Here is an 18,770-nt window from a genome sequence, read left to right on the forward strand (position 1 = left end):
AAGACGATTGTGGCTGTAATTAAGGCCTAAAAAATAGCCGCGTTATATTTTGGCTGTAACAAATTACACTATTTCAAGTCTTCCTCTGAACCGAACCTAGTTCGTTAAAAAAATAATAAATACATCCTAAGAAAAACAAAAACAGGAAGCTAATGCGCTTACCTATTCTTTAGTTTGTAATTAAGTTATCCAAGTTATATGCAAAAGACCATTATCGCAACAGCCGGACTGTTTTCCCTTTTTCTGTTATCATCTTCCCTCTATGCCCAAACACTCAGCTCCAGAATACTGGATAGTGTTACACAAAAACCAATCCCCTATGTCACGGTTTTATTAAACAATAAAGGAGTTATTACGAATGAGGAAGGACAATTTACATTTCTGCTGGATGAAAGCATACAGGCCACGGACTCCTTACTTATCTCATGTATTGGTTACGAGTCTTTGGGTAAACCTATCAAAGAATTCCAAGAAAATGCTATCTATTTGAGTCCCAAGGCTATTGAATTGAAAGAAGTTATTGTTTCCAACAAGAATTATACGCCTAAAGAAATCATAGAACTCGTAGAAGAAAATTTAGAAAAAAACTATAGGATAGGTTTTACTAAAAAGAGATTGTTTCTAAGAGAATCGTATCAAAATACCATCCTCAAAACAAATTATACCATAAAAGAATCTACCATTCCAGCATTTAACAAACCTTTTCTAGATAGTGTTATTCGCACAGTTCCTAGGAAGGACACCTACTACACGGAAATGTTGGGCGATTTATATGGTAGCGAGGACGATGATGAGCAGAAACTAGATTTAATTAAAGCTTCTGAACTGTATGACAAAAGCAAACGTTTAGATTTAGAGAATCTAGAAGAACGTTTTAATGAAATCATTAAGAAAAATGTAAAGACCGATTCTTATTTTAAGGTGAAATCAGGTTTATTCGGCACTCGATTAGACGCAGACGAACTATTTGATGCCGACGTAGATTCAACGGATGTAGCGGCTTTAAATAAAGAATTGGAGAACAAAAAGAAAGAGAAAGAGAATCAAAAAAAATTCTTTGCCAATTACAAACGCAGAACACTAGGCAATCTTTATAGTAATCTTCCCATATTTGAGGACACCGATTATAAGGTACTTTTTAAACCTAGACGTTTTGAGCTAACACTAGAAGACTTTACTTATATCGGAGACAAGGCTTTATACGTTATCCGTTTTGAACCCAAAGGGTCAGAAGAATTTCGAGGGAAGTTGTATATAGATTCTGATGATTTTGCCTTAGTAAAGATGGATTTTGAGAATACGGAATCCCTTAGAAATTTTAAATTACTGGGTATTTCTATCAACGAATACCTAGCAAAGGGAAGTATTTTGTTCGGAAAAGATAAGGACGGATTATATGGATTAAAATATTACGAAATAGTAAAAGGCAACAGAGTTGGCTTTAAAAGACCCGTACAGATAATTGAGAAGAACAAAAACGTCAAAGGACGAAGAAAGCAGAATGAGCTTCATTTAAAGATTGATGCTGCCTTTGGTGGACTGAATCGTTATGAGGTAGTTGTTTTTGATATTGATAATATCAGCGATACCACCTTTGAAAATTTTAAAGAAACAAATGAGATACTACCGCAGTACATGGCCAATTACGACCCAGAATTCTGGAAAGGGTATACCATAATGGAGCCAAATACCGCAATAAAGGAATTTACTTCTGAGGTAGCCGTAGAAGAATAAAGCTCCTTAATTTTAGATAACCCATACATCGCTTCAAGGATATTGAAGCGATTTTTTTACCCCTATTGTAACCTTTTGTAAATTCCTGACTATATAGTAATGAACACCAACTAAAGCATACCCTTTTGAAGGAAACGACCAATGAAGAATTAATGACGGCGGTATCCAATGGAGACTTGGATATGTTGAAGATTCTATTTGAAAGACATCATGTGCATATGTTTAATTTTCTATATAAAATGTGCGGTGACAAAATGCTTAGTGAGGATTTGACCCAAGAGGTTTTTTATAAACTTATGAAATATAGAACATCCTATAACAACGGTAATTTTACCTCTTGGATGTTTACTATAGCTAGAAATAGTTTAAAAACACATTTTAGAAGAAGCACGGAAAATCATGAATCCATAGATACCATTTCCTACAGATTGGAAGACGAGCAAAAAGATACGGACGAAACGTATACGCACTTACAAACTGCACTTTCTAGGTTAAGCGCTACCGATAGGGAATTGATTGTACTGAACCGGTACCAAGAAATAAAATATAAAGAAATTGCCGAAATCGTCGGAAGCTCACCTGGAGCGGTAAAAACCAAAGTAAGCAGAGCGATACAAAAGTTGAAAGCCATTTATTTTACAGAATTATGAAGAAAGCTAAAGAACATATTAAAGATTTGCTTCCCGCCTATATTGATGGTATTCTAAACGAAGAAGAAATGGCTTCGATAGATGCCCATTTAAATAATTGCACCTCTTGTGCGAAAGAATTAAAACAGTTAAGAACTCTATTCAGCGCTTTTGAAAAAGAAACGATAACTAAACCTTCGGACAGTATTAGAGCAAATTTTTTAGAGGCCCTAGAGCTCGAAAAACAGAGTAAACCTAAAGTAATCGAGTTACCGAATAAGCCAAGTTCCTTTCAAAAAAGCTGGCCAAAAAACGTTCTAAAAGTTGCAGCAAGTATTGCCTTATTGGCAGGTGCATTTATGATAGGCAAACTACAACAAGCAAAGCGCTCTGATATGGATATAGCAACTCTTGAAACAGAAACACTAAAAGTAAAACAGACAGCAATGCTATCGTTAATAGACAACCAATCCGCCAGTAAACGTATACAAGGAGTTAGTTTAATTGCGGAATTTGAAAACCCGGACGAAGCTATCGTAGAGGCATTAGTGAACAGGATGTTATTGGACGAGAACATTAATGTACGTCTTACGGCGGTGGAGGCCTTAGCTGCTTTCGCCAAATCGGAGACGGTAAAATCTGGCTTTATCAAAGCACTAGCAACGGAGAAAGACCCAAGTGTACAGATAGCTATTATTGAAAATTTGGTGCGTATTCAAGCTAAGAAAGCAGCGGCACCCATGAAAGAATTATTGGAACAAGAAGACACACAGCCTTTTGTAAAGGATGAAATAAATAGAGTATTATCACAAATCATATAAACATCAAAAAACGAAAATCATGAAAAAAATTACATGTATCCTAATCATCTGTCTCTTTGCTTGGAGTGCAGAGGCACAGTCAGACTTTAGTAAACCTCTAAATGGTATTGAATGGGTTAAAATAGATTCAAAATCCGGTATTAGTTTAAAAACTCACGATAAAGACGAGCTTTTAATCAAAGTATCTGGAATGAAACAGAAATCTGCAAAGGCTAAGGGATTAAAACTTGTAGGTGCTGGAGGTACGGATAATACCGATGTTGGCTTTTATGTTGTACAAGAGGGTAATAACATGATCGTCAAAAATCTTAGAAGGTCTGAAAAAGCAGAAATCTTCTTGCCCAAAACCCAGAACGTCTCTGTTACCAATTCCTGGAATGGCGACATATATATCGAAGGGTTTAGCGGAGAGGTAGAAGCAAATGCCAATCTTAACGGCGGATTAAAATTAGCTAAACTTTCCGGTCCTGTGACAGCCTATTCACTTAATCAAGGTATAGAAGTTGTATTTGATAAGATAAGCTCAGATGCTCCCATTGTTATACGCACTACAAACGGTGAAATAGATGTAACCCTTCCAGAAAGTACCAAAGCAGATTTAGAGTTAAGTTCTTGGAATGGAGATATCTATACCAATTTTGACTTAAAAAGACCCGATAAGGACGGTTTAAAATCCGTATCCGGAAAAAACATAAAAGGTGCTATTAATGGTGGTGGTACCGATATAAAATTAAAATCTACCAACGGAACCATCTATTTAAGAAAAAAGTAATCCTTAATCAATAAAGTAATCATCAAAAAACGAACAATCATGAAAAACAGTATCCTAATCGTTCTTGTAGGGTTTATCTCCTTTTCAATGAATGCCCAAAAAGTAATAGAGAAAACATTTGACTATAATAATCAGTATATTGATTTAGACGTAAATTTTGCCTCGAATATTGAGGTGAAAACCTGGGATAAATCGCAGGTTTATTTCAAAGCACATATTTATACAGAAGATGCTCAATTTCAAGATTTCTACAAATTAAATATTGAGAAAGAGGCGACTACTATTAGTATCACTTCAGAAGCAGAAGGGGTTTTCAAGGCATATCGCAAGGATTGTCTTCAAAAGAATCCCGGTAAAAAGAGAAATTGCTATAATACTGGTGATTTAACTGCATTCAATTATATACTCTATGTTCCCAAAAATGCTAAGTTTAAAATAAGCAGTATAAATGGCGACCTAAAGTCAGAAGTAATAGAAGGTGATTTTACGGCAGACCTTATTAATGGAAATATCGATATTAAAAAATATGCTGGCAAGTTAAGTCTAAGCACCATAAATGGCGAAATAGATTTGAGAATGCAGAACACAAAACTAGTTGCAGAGACCATTCACGGAGATATCTATGCAGACGAAAAATTGATGTTTAATTATACGGACCGGAATGTGGGTCAGAAAATCTCTGGCCAAGTTGCAGCAGGAAAAAATTCCTTACGGTTAAATACCATTAACGGAAATATGTATTTGCGACTTTAAATCAGGTTTCCGATAAAAGAATACAATAAAAGTCCCCAACCAACAACCAGAAATAATCCTCCAAGGGGAGTAATTGGACCTAAAAACTTCAGTTTCTTCCCTTTTGAGGCACTTATACACAGTCCGTAGATACTAAATGAAAAAAGAAAAACTCCAATGACAAAACAGTACACCATGTACTTTTCCAATGAGGAATCTAAGTTCAGGTTAAAACCTAACATCAAAAGAACCAGTGCATGGTACATTTGATATTTTACCCCAGTCTCAAAACTAGATAACTGTTCTGCGGTAAATCGCTTTTTTAAAGCGTGGGCGCCAAAGGCACCAAAAATTATTGCTAACAATCCAAATAACGCACCTAAGCATTGAGCTAGTAAAACCATTTTCTTTTTTTTAGTTCTGTTGAATTATCGAATAACGAAGTTCTTGATAAAGATTTACATATTCCCTTACAAAATGGATTATATTTAAAAATCTAAAATTCACTGCAATGAAAAACGTATCACTATTATTAATGATAATTACTTTGTTGATTTTCAATAGTTGTGGAAGTTCCAAATCCAAGAATACTACTAAATCAGAACTTGAACAAGAGCTCAACGAAAAAAACAGAGGAGCGGTTTCTCTGCTTACGAGAGTTATACAATTGCCCGGTATAGTTCGTAGAAATGGAAGGCCGGTAATTAATAAAACAGCGAATTCTATTTTGGCAAGTGCTACAGAAGAACCTTTATATATACTTGATTCTTATATCGTTGGTAGTTCTTTCAGCTCTGTAAATCAATTGGTAGATAGCTTTAATGTGAAGACCATTGAAATACTCTCAGATGCGGCAGCGGCCGAATATGGTGCCAGAGCAGCTAATGGTGTTATAAAGATTACAACTTATGATTAAGAGTTAAACCCTAGTCAAACGCTATTGTAATTTCAGTATTAGCAACGATTTCAAATGCACATTCCTCAAATTTCGGAGGGCCGAACATCTTCATTTTGGCATTTGAAAAAGCCACAGTTTCCTTGGGAATTCCGAACATATTAGTATCCAATGTGTTATTTCCATTTTCATCATGAAAAATTGCCACGGCATAGTTCCCTTCGGGAATGTCATTGATTTGTATAATCGTATTCCCTTCCGTCGCCTTTTCAGAACCCATTTTATAAACCTCATCAAACTTTAAGAATGATTTGTGGTCTTTATAGACTGCGGCACAAATAGCACCAGCGTTAGATGGCACACCTTCAATAGTAAGGCTAAGACTATGTTGGCCAAAGCCAGCATAAGCCATTAAAAACAAAAAGGAGCAGATTATTTTCTTCATAACGAGTTGAAGCTTTCATAACTTCAATAATTTATAGTGTCTATTGTTCTAGTTTGGAACCATAACCTCTAAATGTTTTTCTTGTAAGTGGTTAAATAAGTTTATGGTTTCTAAAGAATCTTTAAGGTTTACGTACACTTTGAGCGAGTCCTTATAAATCATTTTTATTTTCTGTTGCGAAATATTATCCACAAAAACATGAATTTTATGATTGGTAAGAGAATCCTTAAACTCCCTAAAAATACCTTTCTCTTTTTCTAATGCAGAAAATCCATTCAGTCTTTCCATTGGTGGTATGCGCTCTACGAACAGCACACTATCCATCTCGGCATAAGGAATAGCAACACGATAAAATCCAGATAGTAATTGAAATTCATTGGGTTCCAATTTTACCCAATTTTTGTAGTGGATCACTAAGCTAGAGAGGCATATAATTAAAGTAATAATCATTACTAAATTCCAAAACCAGTGTCTTTTTTTGCTTGCCATACCATTATTATCTTTTGACCTACTGTAATTTATTTGTTCAAAGATATCACTTCGTACTATAATCATAACGACACCTTAATAACACTATTGTCAACTCACTCTTATAATTAAAATTGTTCTTTTAAAGTTCTAACGCAAACATTATTCCAATAATCCTTTTATATTTAAAAGCACTAAATAATTAATCCCTATGAAAATTATCATACCCTTTCTGCTACTGTTTATTTCCCTGACTGTTTCCGCACAAAAAAAAGTGCTGGACCACAGCGATTATGAGCTTTGGAGTACTATTGAAGGGGAGAAATTAGCCCCAAATGGCAAGTATGTAGTTTACTCTTTAGCAAAGGGAGAAAAGGACAATTTCTTAAAGATAAAGGACATAGGCGGAAGTGAACTATTGGCTTACGACCGTGGAAAGCAAGGGCTATTTAGTTATGATTCTGAACACCTGTTCTTTACAATAAAACCTTGGAAAGATAGCCTTAGGGCCATGAAAAGCAGAAAGGTAAAGAAGAAGGATTTGCCAAAGGATTCCTTGGGAATTTTTAACCTAGAAAATAAAAGTCTTACCAAAATAGGCAATCTAAAATCCTATAAAGTGCCAGAAAAATGGTCCGGTTATATGGCTTATATGTTAGAAGAGGTAAAACCCGACACTATCTCAAAAAGCAAAGATTCAGCACAGGAGAAAAAGCCTAAAAAAAAGAACGTAAGCAAGAAAAATGGTTATCACGTAGTGCTACGGAATCTTGAAACCGGTTCGGAGGATACCTTAAAATTCGTAACACACTATAACTTTTCAAAAAAAGATAACATGTTTGTATATAGTACTACGGGTCAAGATAAAGACAGTAACTCGAGTGTTGTAGTTATGGATTTGAAGAATGGAGAAAACAAAAATGTTCATTCAGTAAAAAAGGCAAAGTACCACCAACTTGGATTTAGTGAAACTGGTAAACATCTTGGTTTTGTTGTGGACACGGACACCACCAAAGCGCAGATACGCCCAAACGAACTTTTTTTATGGAAAAAAGGTGCTGGGAAAGCAGAAAAACTAGTTGATTCCTCGACCGCTCCTGAAGATTATCATGTTTCTTCTGATAGAAAAGTCCATTTCTCAAAAGATGGGTCTAAACTATTTTTCGGCTTAAGAAAACCTCCAATTATTAAAGATACCACGCTTATCGATGATGAAATTGTTAACGTAGAAGTGTGGACTTATAATGAACCACGCTTGTATACCGTTCAAGAACTACAGTTAAAAAATGACACCATACGGTCTTTTGAGTCGGTAATTCATTTAGAGAGCAAAAAACTAGTCCAGCTTGCCAATACGGAGTTTCCGGAAAGCGAGCTTGGTGACGAAGGCAACGCTAAATATGCTTTGATTGCAACTTCTACACCATATGACTTAGAAAGGCAATGGACTGGAAAAACAAATTATGATTATGTCATACGAAATACGCTTACGGGTGAGGTCAAAAAACAGGTGAAAAAATCTGCACGGATGCAACTCAGTCCAAAAGCGCAATACTCTTATGGTTACAGCCGGGCAGATACCACCTGGTTTATACATAACATTGCATCAGGGGCTTATAAAGAATTGACAAGGGACAAGGTTTTTTACAACGAATTCCATGACTACCCAGACCATCCTTATGCTTATGGAATGGCAGGTTTCACTAAAGATGATGCTTCAATTATACTTTACGACAGGTACGACATTTGGGAATTTGACCCAAAAACCGGAGAAGGAAATAGATTAACCAAAGGCCGTGAAACTAAGACCAAATATCGATATGTTCCGTTAGATAAAAAGGTGCGTTTCATAGACCCCAGTACAAAGTGGTTACTTACGGTATTCAATGAAACTACCAAGAATTCTGGGTACACGCTTTTTAACCCAAAAAACAAAAAATTAACGACGCTTGCCTCTGGGCCGTATCGGTATTCCAATCCTGAGAAAGCTGCCTTAAGTGAACAACTGCTATTTACAAAGGAATCATTTCAAGAGTTTCCAAATTTACGCACGACCGATATTAATTTCAAGAAAATCACCCTTCTCAGTAATGCCAACCCGCAACAAGAGACCTATAATTGGGGTACTAATGAACTCATCAACTGGACTTCTCTGGATGGAAAAGAACTCATGGGAATGCTTATAAAACCCGAGAACTTTGACCCAGGCAAAAAATATCCCTTGCTCGTTAATTTTTACGAACGTAGCTCAGACGGCTTGCATCGTCATAGGATACCGAGAGCGGAACGGTCGTCTATTAACTATAGTTTTTATACCAGTAGGGGCTATGTAATATTTAATCCTGATGTAGCCTATCGCGTGGGTTACCCGGGCGAAAGTGCGTACAATTGTGTTATACCAGGTGTAACTTCCTTAATAGAAAAAGGATTTGTAGACAAGGATAATATTGGTGTTCAAGGGCATAGTTGGGGAGGTTATCAAATTGCCTATCTCGTAACAAAAACTGATATATTCAAAGCTGCTGAGTCTGGAGCTCCTGTACCTAATATGATAAGTGCTTATGGGGGTATTCGCTGGTGGACAGGCCTTAGCAGACAATTTCAATACGAGCATACCCAAAGTAGAATCGGAGGAACCCCATGGGAATATCCTTCCCGTTATATAGAGAACTCCCCTATTTTTAATATTGATAAAATAAATACGCCGTTGTTAATAATGCATAACGATGCAGATGGTCATGTCCCCTGGTACCAAGGCATTGAATTTTTTATGAGCTTAAGAAGATTAGGTAAACCGTCTTGGTTTTTAAATTACAATGGAGAACCACATTGGCCATTAAAACTGCAGAACAGAAAAGACTTTAACCTGAGAATGGCCCAGTTTTTTGATTATTATCTTAAAGGTACTGCTAAACCTGTCTGGATGGATAGAGGCGTTCCTGCCATAGAAAAAGGAATCAACCAAGGTTATGAGTTAATGGATTCGGAAAAGAAAAGATAGCATTAAATTATATTTAGGTTTTTAACAGATTATTACCTCCACAATGGCAAATATGTAATTATATTGTTGTCTCATCTGTCAAAAAATTTTATGCAACAAAAACTATTTTTGGTACTCTCAATTTGCCTTATAATTGTATTCAATAAAATAACCGCTCAAAATAATTTAGATTATATAGCATATCATAAATCTATTTTAAAAACCGAAGGACTAATTGCCAAAGAGAACTATAAAGAAGCTCAAAGCCAGTTAAGTAATATTATAACCTCTTATGATTTCATTTTTCTAAGAACTTATAAGTTAGTCGTACAACTAGCCCTGCTGAACAAAGACTATGATACAGCTTTTAAGTATTTAAAACTGGGGTTTGCTAGCGGATTAGAATTGAAGACCGTGAAGAAAGAGCCTTTCTTAAAACCCTTGTTCAAAATGAAAAAATGGGCATACCTTAAAAAGCAATTTCCTCAACTTAAACAAAAATATCTACGTAGCATAGACCAAGAACTTAGAAAGGAAGTCTTTAAAATGTATAAGAAGGATCAAAGATTTGCAATGAAGTATCTTTTTAAAATTGGACAAAAAGCGAAGGAACGCTATGGTAATAAAAAAGGCATTCCGCACACCATGGAACAGATGGCGAGTTTAAAAAAAATACTTGAGTCCTCCGGTTATCCTGGAGAGCAACTAATTGGTAATAATTATTGGATGAGCACCATATTAAGTCATCACAATTCTATATCCGAGAATTTCGTAAAAAATGATATCATTTACCTAAACCTCAGACCAAGGTTACTAATTGCTATTTCTAAAGGACAACTTTCTCCTTATGATTTTGCAATCATAGAGGACTGGAGAACGGCGGTAAAGTCAAACCGTCAGGAAACAGGTTATGGTTACATTGATAATCTTGAATCAAATGAAATTGATAAGTCCAATAAACTTAGGAATGCTTTAAATATAAGAAGTACGCAGTTGCGTAATACATTATTAGACATTCAAGACAAAACAGGCATGAACTTATACCTAGCAGGAGGTTTTTGGTTAGAAGGGAAAATTGGTATGCAACCTTAAAATTTCAACGGTTCTTGTTTCTGAAAGTCTTCCGATGTAATGCTATTACCATTAATGCGCGCAGTATCCCAATCTTGAGTAATTTTCCAATGACCATTAATCTTTTTAATGACTATATGAAACTGTCCGTAATTATAGTTAGGTTCTTTTCCGTAATAGCTAGTTCCTATTCTATAAAAACCAACTTCATATGATGTAGTCTCATTGGTATGCCTACTATCAAACCAAAAATCTAGTGTTATGGTAGCTGCATCAGTTTTATTTTTGAGGAAACGATTTAGGTTCGCGGTCTTAAATTCGTTTTTGGTATCAATTCCATCTGGAGTAACCCTCAAGACCTCATCTGCATATGTCGAATTTAAAGCTGCCCCGTTTAATGTCTCAAAAGCTTTTTGAAAAGGTTTCCAAACGGTTTTATCTATTTCCTTCTGGATTTGTGAAACATTGGTTTGCGCACCAATCGGAACGGATGAGAGCAAGACGACAAAAACAAAAATAAATCTCATACTACGCCTTTTATAGATTGATAAAGTTGTCGAAGACATATAATTTAATATTAGATTCCTGATAAATTATGAAAGTATAACAACTTAATATAAGGAGGAAATAAAACACTCAGTAAAACTCTATTTGACTAAAAGCACATGTAAAGAATAGCCATCATAGCTCTAATTTTCTTATCTTTACTAATAATATATGATGCTTAAAATCAATTCCATAGCAATTGCTTTGCTCATTTTGATCCAGAGTTTCAATATTCATTTAAGCGATATTGTTGAATTGGATGAGTTAATAGAGCATGCCCAGTTCCACGCCAAGGAATATGGAGACGACTTCTTTGTTTTTATTTCAAAACACTATGGTGAACTTAAAACGGAGCATAATAAAAAGCACCAAGAAGAACAGGAAGAGCATGAAGAACTTCCTTTTCAAAACCAGTGCTATACGGCATCACTTTCCGCTTTTGTGTTAAATAAAACCGCGCTTTACCCATTGGAAATAGCTGTTCTTATCAATAGCACCTCAAATTATTTTTATCACGCTTCCTATCACTCCTTAGAACAGGAAGGTCTCTTTCAGCCTCCACGGCGGGCATAATTAAATATTTTATTTTTCTATCTGCACAGCGCATAAGCGTATTGTGCTTTCTGTAATTAGTAGTGCTACGAATTATGCTATCATTCCTTATCAATTTCAGTATACGTAACAAGTTTATCGTATTCTTGTTCACCGCATTCATTGTATGTTTCGGGTTGTATTCATTAACCCAAATTCCTATTGGTGCAGTACCTGATGTAACCAACAATCAGGTTCAGGTAATCACTACCTCTCGCAATCTTTCCACACAGGATATGGAGCAATTCATTACCTATCCCGTGGAGTTAGAAATGGCAAATTTACCGGGTGTAAAGGAGATTCGCTCTGTTACCAAATTTGGACTTTCAGTGGTGACGGTCGTTTTCGATGATAAAATGGGAACCTATCTTCCACGCCAGCTTTTAGCAGAAAAAATTAAATCAGCTTCAGAGAAGATTCCAGAGGGTTTTGGCACACCGGAAATGGGTCCGATTACCACAGGGTTAGGGGAAATTTATCAATATATTTTGGATGTAAAGCCCGCTTATAAAGACCAGTATAACGCTACCGACCTCCGTACTATCCAAGATTGGATTGTAAAGCGACAACTATCAGGAATTCCAGGTGTGGTGGAGGTCAACACCTGGGGAGGTTTTTTAAAGCAGTATGAAGTTGCCATTAAAACTGAAAAACTAAATGCAATGCATATAACGGCACAGGAGGTTTTTACAGCATTGGAAAAAAATAATAGTGTTGCCGGAGGCGGATATATTGAAAAAGTGAATCAAGCATATTTTATTCGTGGCGAAGGGCTTATTTCCAATTTGAACGATATTAACAATATTGTAATCAAAAACAGTGACGGAATACCAATTTTAGTCAAAGATGTAGCCAAGGTAGGTTATGGTAATGCTATTCGTTTTGGAGCTATCACCGGAAACGGTGAAGGAGAAAAAGTACTTGGTCAAGTCATGATGCTAAAAGAGGCGAACTCCAAAAAAGTGATTGATGCGGTTAATAAGCGGGTTAATGAAATTTCCAAATCATTACCTGAAGGTGTTTATATTAATCCTATTCTGGATAGAAGCGAACTTATCTCCAAAACATCCGTTACAGTTGCGGAAAACCTTATTCTAGGTTTCCTGATTGTCATTTTTGTGGTGGTACTTTTATTGGGCAATTTTCGTTCAGGACTCGTGGTGGCCTCAGTAATTCCGTTGTGTCTACTCTTTGCACTTTCACTAATGTACGTGTTTGGCGTTGATGCAAATCTTATGAGTTTGGGGGCTATAGACTTTGGAATCATCATTGACGGAGCTGTTATTATCGTTGAGTTCATTGCTTTTCAGATTACAGCAAAAAGTGCAGCATTATCTTCATTGAATAAAGAAGATTTACAAATACAAAAGGACAAGATTACCGTAAAAAGTTCGTCTAAAATGATGAATTCTGCCATTTTCGGACAACTCATTATCCTTATTGTTTTTATTCCTATTCTTTCTTTAAGTGGCATCGAAGGAAAAATGTTCAGACCTATGGCACTGACCTTTAGTTTTGCCCTAATTGGAGCAATGGTATTGTGCTTCACCTATGTGCCGGTAGTGGCTTCACTATTCTTAAAACCATCATTGTCAACATCAAAGAATATTTCCGTACGACTCATGAAATGGGTAACAATCCGTTACGAACCCATAATCGATTGGGCGTTACGGAGTAAAAAGATAGTTTTAGGCATAACCACCGCACTTTTAATCACCACGGTTATATTATTCTCAAAAATGGGAGGCGAATTCGTTCCTACCTTAGACGAGGGGGACTTTGTTATTCAGCCCATATTAAAAACGGGCACTTCTCTAGCGAAAACTGTAGAAATTACAACACAAATAGAAAACGTTCTATTGAATAACTTCCCAGAAGTAAAACAAGTAGTTACGCGTATTGGTGCTGCTGAAGTACCCACAGACCCAATGTCTATGGAAGAAAGTGATGTTATCATTGTCTTAAAACCTAAAAGCGAATGGGTATCTGCGGACAGTAAAGATGAACTGGCCAATAAATTCAAAGAAGCGTTGGCAATTATCCCCGGTATGGAAGTAGAATTTACCCAACCCATTGAAATGCGTTTTAATGAGCTTATTTCAGGTGTACGCTCGGATGTTGCAATAAAGATTTTTGGCGATGATTTAGATATATTAAGTAAAACAGGAAATGAAATCAAAGACCTCATTCAAAATATTACTGGTGCCGCAGACATTTCGGTAGAGAAAATCATTGGACTTCCGGAAATGAATGTCAGTTACGACCGTACAAAAATTGCCCGCTACGGACTTAATATTCAAGATTTGAACGATATGGTATCTATGGGGTTTGCAGGTAGAACCGTGGGAAGTGTCTTTGAAGGAGAAAAACGTTTTGATTTAGTGGTACGTTTAGATGCTGAAAACCGAAAAGATATTAGTCATCTCAAAAACTTATATGTGGATTTACCTTCCGGCGGAAAAATTCCTTTAAACGAATTGGCAGAAATCAGTTATCAAAAAGGAGCCGCTAAAATCTCTAGAGACAATACGCGTAGGCGCATAGTAGTGGGTATCAATGTGCGTGACCGCGACTTACAATCTGTTGTAGATGATATAAAGCAATTAATTGATGAAAATATAAAACTTCCCATTGGTTACACCATTACATATGGTGGACAGTTTGAAAATCTTCAGAGTGCAAAATCTCGGTTGTTGGTGGCCGTGCCCATTGCACTGCTGCTAATTTTTATATTGCTTTATTTTGCTTTTAAATCTGTGAAAGAAGCATTACTAATTTATACCGCAATTCCGCTATCAGCAGTTGGCGGTGTACTATTTCTTTGGATACGTGATATGCCTTTCAGCATATCGGCAGGGGTTGGTTTTATTGCCTTATTCGGTATAGCTGTCCTAAACGGAATAGTACTCATAGCACATTTTAAAGAATTAAAGAATCAACATTTTGAAACCATGGAAATCTTAATAAAGCAAGGAACAAAAGACCGTTTACGCGCGGTGCTATTAACTGCATCTGCAGCGGCACTAGGATTTTTACCCATGGCCGTGTCTACAAATGCTGGAGCTGAAGTACAGCGGCCCCTAGCTACAGTGGTTATCGGCGGACTTGTTACTGCAACATTATTGACCTTGGTCGTGCTCCCAGTACTATATGCCCTTTTTGAAAAGAATAATAGTAGTCTTAAACCTTCCTTAAAAAATACAATTAGTATTCTTGTCCTTCTGTTTGGCTTAAGCTTTACCGCTGTTGGAAGCGCTCAGGAAAATCCCAAGAATTTGGAGGAACTCATCCAATTAGCCCTAGAGAATAATGCAAGCTTAAAAGCAGCTAGGCTCCATATGAAAAAAGCAGATGCACTTATTGGTTCTTCTTTTGACTTCGACAAAACACAGCTATACTATAGTTATGACGAAAATAATTTATCTATTGGCGGCCTTCCGTTGAATGTAATTGGTGTACAGCAAGACTTCTTGTTTCCCACGGTATATTTTGCCAAGAAAAAAGTGAACAAAGCAACTTATCAATTAAGCTCTAGCAGTTATGCCATTAAGGAAAAAGCACTGAAAAGAGAAGTAACATCGGCCTACTATCAATATTTATACACGAAAGAAAAAGAAAGCATTTACCAAAATCTGGATAGCCTATATCAAAACTTTGCACATATGGCAAAACGTCGTTTTGAATTAGGGGAAACCAATTATTTGGAAAAAATAACAGCTGCGAGTAAACAAAGGCAACTCAGCATGGCATTAGAACAAGCGCAACAAGATGTCGTCATTTCCTATAACCACTTACAGTCAAAAATTCAGATACCGAATGGTACAGAAATTTATATTATACCGTTACGTATTGTTCCTTTAAAGCCTTTAAATATTGAAGAAACCGCAGAGATGAGCTATTCTAAAAATACTGTTGATCTGGTAAACGCCAAGCGTAAAATGGAAACCCAAAAGTTATTACCAGATATTGGTATTGACTATTTCAAAGGGAATAATAGCACGGTGAACGGGAATTTGTATGGCTACCAGGCCGGTCTCAAAATACCTTTGTTATTTGGCGGGAATGCTTCACGACTAAAAGCCGCCAAAATTGCATCCGAAATTGCTATTGAAGAGTCCAAAGCATATAGAATTCAATTAAATTCTAGGTATGAGGAACTACAGGCACAATATAAAAAATACACTAACGCCTTAGACTATTATGAAACGGAGGGTGCCGAGCTCTCAGAAGAAATCTTAAAAACAGCAAACCTGAGCTTTAGAAATGGAGAAATAGATTTTTTCCAGTATATCCAAAGTATAGAAAATGCAAACGCCATTAAACTAGCACGTCTAGAAAATTTAAATACATACAATCAGCTAATTATTCAATTGAACTATCTAAGTCTATAAACTTAAGGTAGACCGGAAAATATATAACCATGAAAAGAACAATCTATACCCTATTTATAGTTTATACCTTATTTCTCACAAGCTGTAGAGAGAATAAAACCGCTATACCAAGTGTTGATGAAACGCTAAGTGAAGATGGCATTATATCCATCACCAAAGAACAGTTCAACAGCAGCGGTATGCTTTTGGGAAAGCTCAGAGAAAAAGCCTTTCCCGTCATGGTACAAACCAATGGTATGATTGATGTTCCTCCTGAAAACAGAGCGGTCGTGAGTGCCATGATGGGCGGTTACATTCAACAAACACCTTTACTTATTGGAGATATCGTAAAAAAGGGGCAGTTATTGGTCACTGTGGAAAATCCTGAATTTATTACCCTTCAACAAAACTACCTAGAGGTAAAACAACAACTTATCTATTTAAAAGTGGAATATGAACGGCAACAGACCTTGAAACAAGAAAACATTACCTCTCAAAAGAGTTTTCTAAAAGCGGAAAGCGAATATAAAACCGCAAAGGCAAGATACACCGGTCTTAAAAAACAGCTAATGATGCTGAATATTTCACCAGAAAAAGTGGAACAAGGAAACATCAACACTTCTGTAGGCATTTATGCTCCTATTAGCGGTAGCATTACGCAAATGAATGTAACTAAAGGCACTTATGTATCGCCTGCATCATCCATTCTTGAAATTATCGACAATGACCATATACATATAGAGCTTTCGGTTTTTGAAAAAGATATTATGAGAATCCGCAAAGGACAGCCTATTCAATTTCAAATTCCTGAAGCTTCGGAAAACACCTTCAAAGCAGAAGTTTACTTAATTGGCACTTCTATTGGAAAAAACAGAACAATTAAAGTTCATGGACATTTGCAAAAAGAACAACAGAAATTTCTAACGGGCATGTTCGTGGATGCAGCTATTATTACCGAAAACAGCATTGCTAGGGCATTACCTTCAGAGGCCATTGTAGAGCAAGAAGGTAAGTTTTTTGTGCTTCGAAACACAACGACTAGTGATTCAAGTTATACTTTTGAATCTTTAGAAATACAACCCGGAAACTCCGTTGATGGGCTTACTATAGTTACAGATGTTTCGCAATTCTCGGATTCCGATATCTTTTTGACGAAAGGAGCTTTTGATATTTTTGGGGAGTAGCCTATCCTAGCCCAACATCTAAAGTCATCATAACAATAAAACCCCCGATAAAGCCCAAAACAGCGATATCTGAATGTTTGTCTTGTTGGGTTTCTGGAATCACTTCTTCCACGACAACAAAAATCATGGCTCCTGCGGCAAATGAAAGCGCATAAGGTAAAATAGGTTGAAAAGTTAACACGGCCCACGCACCTATAACGGCCGCAATCGGTTCTACTACAGCAGATGCCTGACCGTACATAAAACTTCTTCCTCGTGTTAGCCCCTGCCTACGCAATGGCATCGCAACTGCAAAACCCTCTGGAAAATTCTGAAGACCAATACCTAGAGCCAAAGCTACGGCACCTCCTATGGTTGCACCATCAAAACCTGCCGCTACCCCCCCAAAAAGAACTCCTACGGCCAAACCTTCCGGTATATTATGCAAGGTTATGGCTAGCGTTAATAACGTGGTTCTATGCCATGGTGTCTTTACACCTTCTGCTTCACTTTCCTTAAAATTCAAATGCAAATGCGGTAAAACTTTATCCAATCCAAACAAGAACAAAGCGCCAAGGGCAAATCCTACGGCAGCCGGAATTACTTTTACGAATCCTTCGCCTGGACTCATTTCAATTCCCGGAGCCAAGAGACTCCAAAAACTAGCAGCGACCATAACTCCTCCCGTAAAACCAAGCATGCCGTCCATTACCGCTCTATTCGGATTTTTGAAAAAGAAAACCAGTCCGGCTCCAAGAGCGGTTAATCCCCATGTAAAAAGGGTGGCGTAAAATGCCGCTAAAATTGGGTTAATAGATTCAAAATAGTTTATTACCTGTTCCATAAATTATAAGCTAAATGCGCAATCATTAAAATCATTCCTGTTCTATAATCTCTAAAAACAAATTAGAAGCTATTTGGGAGGAAATTCGTAGTTTTTGGAGCGATGTTTCTAAATACACCGAACCATCGAATTCTTCTTTATCCAGTATTTTTAAGGTATCTCCCAATGCAATTTTATTCTTATCCAAAAACTTCAAAAATGCAGCCGAAGAGTCGTTAACACCTACGCATATTCCCTGACTGCCAATAGGAAGTTCACTAATCAATTTTTTTACCGATTTTGTAAACCTTCCGTCCTTAGAAGGAATAGGGTCTCCGTGCGGGTCTACTTTTGGGCTTCCTAAATAACCGTCCAATTTATCGATTAGCTGCTCACTTTTAATATGTTCTAACTGCTCCGCAACTTCATGGACCTCATCCCAGGCAAAATCTAATTTTTCTACCAAGAAAACTTCCCACAAACGATGTTTCCTAATAATGGATAAGGCAGATAACCTACCCCGCTCCGTTAATGAAACTCCCTTGTATTTTTTATAAAAAATAAGGTCTTTATCAGATAGTTTTTTGATCATATCCGTTACCGAAGAAGGTTTGGTATCCATCTGCTTGGCTATCGCATTAGTAGATATCGCAATTTGTTCACCTTTACTTAGGTGATAAATACCTTTGATATAGTCTTCTTCAGAGAGTGTCATTAACCAATTTAAATA

General features: G+C 36.6%; 17 protein-coding genes. 11 read left to right on the top strand and 6 right to left on the bottom strand.

The features are described from left to right. Positions 1-198 precede the first annotated feature (198 nt). The 5 genes from SJY09_RS12235 (at position 199) to SJY09_RS12255 (ending at position 4,709) form a co-directional block, all read left to right on the top strand. Positions 199-1,734 carry a carboxypeptidase-like regulatory domain-containing protein gene (locus SJY09_RS12235; RefSeq protein ID WP_396635999.1) on the top strand — a complete coding sequence of 512 codons (1,536 nt, stop codon included), beginning with the start codon at positions 199-201 and terminating at the stop codon, positions 1,732-1,734. 125 nt (positions 1,735-1,859) lie between these two features. Beyond that, a complete protein-coding gene (locus SJY09_RS12240; RefSeq protein ID WP_396636000.1) occupies positions 1,860-2,384 on the top strand; it encodes an RNA polymerase sigma factor in 525 nt (174 codons plus the stop codon). Continuing rightward, positions 2,381-3,184, top strand: a complete 804-nt coding sequence (locus SJY09_RS12245; protein ID WP_396636001.1) for a zf-HC2 domain-containing protein — start codon at positions 2,381-2,383, stop codon at positions 3,182-3,184. The genes SJY09_RS12240 and SJY09_RS12245 overlap by 4 nt, the downstream gene beginning before the upstream one ends. A gap of 19 nt (positions 3,185-3,203) precedes the next feature. Next, positions 3,204-3,956 carry a DUF4097 family beta strand repeat-containing protein gene (locus tag SJY09_RS12250; RefSeq protein WP_396636002.1) on the top strand — a complete coding sequence of 251 codons (753 nt, stop codon included), beginning with the start codon at positions 3,204-3,206 and terminating at the stop codon, positions 3,954-3,956. 39 nt (positions 3,957-3,995) lie between these two features. Next, entirely contained in the window at positions 3,996-4,709 is a 714-nt protein-coding gene (locus tag SJY09_RS12255) for a hypothetical protein (protein ID WP_396636003.1), read from the top strand. On the opposite strand, the gene SJY09_RS12260 is transcribed toward SJY09_RS12255, so the two are convergent. Further along, the gene (locus SJY09_RS12260) at positions 4,706-5,092 is read right to left on the bottom strand and encodes a DUF423 domain-containing protein (RefSeq protein ID WP_396636004.1); all 387 of its coding nucleotides are present in this window, start codon (positions 5,090-5,092) and stop codon (positions 4,706-4,708) included. The two genes, SJY09_RS12255 and SJY09_RS12260, sit on opposite strands and share 4 nt — an antisense overlap. Before the next feature lie 107 nt (positions 5,093-5,199). Between SJY09_RS12260 and SJY09_RS12265 the strand changes: the two genes are divergently transcribed. After that, positions 5,200-5,604 (top strand): TonB-dependent receptor plug domain-containing protein, encoded by a 405-nt coding sequence (locus SJY09_RS12265; protein ID WP_396636005.1) that lies wholly within the window; start codon positions 5,200-5,202, stop codon positions 5,602-5,604. Between the two features lie 10 nt (positions 5,605-5,614). Here the strand turns inward: SJY09_RS12265 and SJY09_RS12270 are convergent, their stop codons facing one another. Together SJY09_RS12270 and SJY09_RS12275 are read right to left on the bottom strand one after the other, a co-directional pair. Beyond that, the gene (locus tag SJY09_RS12270; RefSeq protein WP_396636006.1) at positions 5,615-6,028 is read right to left on the bottom strand and encodes a DUF2141 domain-containing protein; all 414 of its coding nucleotides are present in this window, start codon (positions 6,026-6,028) and stop codon (positions 5,615-5,617) included. A 48-nt stretch (positions 6,029-6,076) separates the two neighbouring features. Beyond that, positions 6,077-6,583 (bottom strand): hypothetical protein, encoded by a 507-nt coding sequence (locus SJY09_RS12275; RefSeq protein ID WP_396636007.1) that lies wholly within the window; start codon positions 6,581-6,583, stop codon positions 6,077-6,079. 124 nt (positions 6,584-6,707) lie between these two features. Between SJY09_RS12275 and SJY09_RS12280 the strand changes: the two genes are divergently transcribed. Beyond that, complete coding sequence (locus tag SJY09_RS12280) at positions 6,708-9,497, top strand: alpha/beta hydrolase family protein (RefSeq protein WP_396636008.1); 2,790 nt, start codon at positions 6,708-6,710, stop codon at positions 9,495-9,497. A gap of 90 nt (positions 9,498-9,587) precedes the next feature. Next, positions 9,588-10,568: a hypothetical protein gene (locus SJY09_RS12285; RefSeq protein ID WP_396636009.1), complete on the top strand. Its 981-nt coding sequence runs from the start codon at positions 9,588-9,590 to the stop codon at positions 10,566-10,568. On the opposite strand, the gene SJY09_RS12290 is transcribed toward SJY09_RS12285, so the two are convergent. Beyond that, positions 10,565-11,074: a hypothetical protein gene (locus SJY09_RS12290; RefSeq protein ID WP_396636010.1), complete on the bottom strand. Its 510-nt coding sequence runs from the start codon at positions 11,072-11,074 to the stop codon at positions 10,565-10,567. The two genes, SJY09_RS12285 and SJY09_RS12290, sit on opposite strands and share 4 nt — an antisense overlap. 190 nt (positions 11,075-11,264) lie before the next feature. On the opposite strand from SJY09_RS12290, the gene SJY09_RS12295 reads away from it, so the two are divergent. The 3 genes from SJY09_RS12295 to SJY09_RS12305 all read left to right on the top strand — a co-directional run bounded on the left by SJY09_RS12295 (position 11,265) and on the right by SJY09_RS12305 (position 17,238). Next, on the top strand, positions 11,265-11,666 hold the full coding sequence (locus SJY09_RS12295; protein ID WP_396636011.1) for a hypothetical protein: 402 nt from the start codon (positions 11,265-11,267) through the stop codon (positions 11,664-11,666). Between the two features lie 74 nt (positions 11,667-11,740). Further along, positions 11,741-16,075 carry a CusA/CzcA family heavy metal efflux RND transporter gene (locus SJY09_RS12300; RefSeq protein ID WP_396636012.1) on the top strand — a complete coding sequence of 1,445 codons (4,335 nt, stop codon included), beginning with the start codon at positions 11,741-11,743 and terminating at the stop codon, positions 16,073-16,075. 29 nt (positions 16,076-16,104) lie between these two features. Then, positions 16,105-17,238, top strand: coding sequence for an efflux RND transporter periplasmic adaptor subunit (locus SJY09_RS12305; protein WP_396636013.1), 1,134 nt, complete (start codon positions 16,105-16,107; stop codon positions 17,236-17,238). 1 nt (position 17,239) lies between these two features. Here the strand turns inward: SJY09_RS12305 and SJY09_RS12310 are convergent, their stop codons facing one another. After that, on the bottom strand, positions 17,240-18,061 hold the full coding sequence (locus SJY09_RS12310; RefSeq protein ID WP_396636014.1) for a ZIP family metal transporter: 822 nt from the start codon (positions 18,059-18,061) through the stop codon (positions 17,240-17,242). Between the two features lie 31 nt (positions 18,062-18,092). Then, positions 18,093-18,755, bottom strand: coding sequence for a metal-dependent transcriptional regulator (locus SJY09_RS12315; protein WP_396636015.1), 663 nt, complete (start codon positions 18,753-18,755; stop codon positions 18,093-18,095). Positions 18,756-18,770: the final 15 nt, after the last annotated feature.

It is taken from the genome of Maribacter sp. R77961, assembly GCF_044594925.1.
Taxonomy (GTDB): domain Bacteria; phylum Bacteroidota; class Bacteroidia; order Flavobacteriales; family Flavobacteriaceae; genus Maribacter.